The organism is Novosphingobium sp. CCH12-A3 (genome assembly GCF_001556015.1).
Taxonomy (GTDB): domain Bacteria; phylum Pseudomonadota; class Alphaproteobacteria; order Sphingomonadales; family Sphingomonadaceae; genus Novosphingobium; species Novosphingobium subterraneum.
In genome coordinates, this window is record NZ_LSIA01000061.1 from 1 (window position 1) to 1236 (window position 1236).

At 67.6% G+C, this 1236-nt stretch carries 2 protein-coding genes; both read right to left on the bottom strand.

What is annotated here, in order from left to right; all coding sequences use genetic code 11:
* Positions 1-278: single-stranded DNA-binding protein (locus tag AX703_RS04470; protein WP_062342925.1), on the bottom strand; the 278-nt coding region annotated here is incomplete at its 3' end.
* Positions 279-758: 480 nt separating this feature from the next.
* Entirely contained in the window at positions 759-1103 is a 345-nt protein-coding gene (locus AX703_RS04475; protein WP_062342922.1) for a thermonuclease family protein, read from the bottom strand.
* Positions 1104-1236: the final 133 nt, after the last annotated feature.

The window sequence follows — 1236 nt, forward strand, 5'->3', positions numbered from 1 at the left end:
CGGTCGGTCCACTTCGAGTAGTGGAGGCGGCCCTGCACCTCGACCAGGTCGCCCTTCTTCTTGTGCTTGGCGACCGAAGTGCCGAGGCCGTTAAAGGTGGTGACGCGGTGGAATTCGGCGAGGGTCTCGGTGTAGCCGGCCTCGTTCTTGACCGTCTTGCCATCGACCAGCTTGGGGCGATCGGTGAAGAGGGTGAAAGAGGTGATCGCGGTCTCGCCGGCGTGGCGGGTTTCGGGAGCGGCGGCGATGCGGCCGATCAGGATGACGAGGTTCTTCATGCGGTATCTCCGTGGCTTGAACTCGGCGGAACCGCCCGCCGATGAACACCACAGGCAGGGCCAAAGGCCCGGGCCCGCACCGAACGCATGTGAGGGAAACCCAAAAGCGAGGAGTGGTGCGGTAAGCCCGTAAGGGCTTCACGGTCCGCTGCTTTTGGGTTGCGGCCAGGGACTGGCCCTGCAGGGTTCATCGGCAAACGAAGGGCGGTTTCGTCAGGTCAGGCCCAGCGGATCCCCGCCAAGGTCAGACCCGTCAGCCTCGGCCATTTTGCCAGGACCTGCTCTCAACCGTCAGCGCCCGCGGCAGAGGGCATTGCCTTCCTCGGCTCCCGCACCATGCTGGTCAGTGACGCGTGGGGTCACACGAAGCCGCGCCCAGCCCCTCCCCGTCCAGCGCCATGCGCTACGGCAAGGGTCTTGGTCAGATGCGCAAGCTGGCGCCCGCAGGCGAGCCAGGCTCGCCCCTCTCGATAGGGGTCCTCAGCGCCAGGGCCTCGCGAGGCCTTGCGCGACCAGATAGTCGCCGGCGTCCACGCCGTTCACCGAGACCGTGGCAAGCGTCCGCCCGTAGGGGTCGGTGCCAAGCCGCGTAATCGTCACCCGCCCGCGCGACAGCAGCCGTGTCAGGGCTACGCGCGAGGCTTCGCCTGCGGCAAAGTCGCACCAGGCGTAGGACCGCCGACGGTCCTGGCACTTGGGGCTATCAGGCAATTCAGGTGCATCGATATTGGCAATGCGGACCCGTTCGCGGCCGCAGCGGATCGTGTCGCCGTCGTGAACCGAAGGCGACATGCAAAGGGCGGCGGCAGCGAGAACGATCGGCATAGGCCGGAGCCTAGCGCCCTCGCCCGCCTGCGCCAACCAGCCTCACCGCTTCCTCCACTGGCCCCGATCGTCACCCGCAGGGCCGGCATCCATGCCGGCGAGCTTGGGTGGGCGGCGGCGCGACAGCGCCGAC